Origin of the sequence: Gilvimarinus gilvus, from assembly GCF_030518155.1 — a bacterium.
Taxonomy (GTDB): domain Bacteria; phylum Pseudomonadota; class Gammaproteobacteria; order Pseudomonadales; family Cellvibrionaceae; genus Gilvimarinus; species Gilvimarinus gilvus.
Map to the genome: position 1 here is coordinate 1 of NZ_JAULRU010000628.1, position 301 is coordinate 301.

General features: G+C 60.8%; 1 pseudogene. It reads right to left on the reverse strand.

Features of this window, described 5'->3' with window-relative positions:
* Positions 1-301, reverse strand: a pseudogene (locus QWI17_RS16540) (SLC13 family permease); the annotation flags it as partial.

Consider the following 301-nt stretch of genomic DNA (forward strand, 5'->3'; position numbering starts at 1 on the left):
GTTGGACATGAAGAAGGTGAACGGCATGCTCACGATTGCGGTGATCACTGCCATGTAGGGGCCCATCGCTTCAGGGATGACTGCCAGCAGGCTCTTGGACATGGCATCGACCATGCCGGTGCCCGACAGAATGCCCGTGAAGATGCCCGCGGCGAAGATCAACCCGGTTACTGCCAGCACGCTGCCGGCGTGGGCGGCGATGCGGTCTTTCTGCTGTTGCAGGCAGGGGTAGTTGACGATCATGGCAATGCTGAAGGCGATCATGAACAGCACCGGCAGCGGCAGGATACCGGCGATCAGC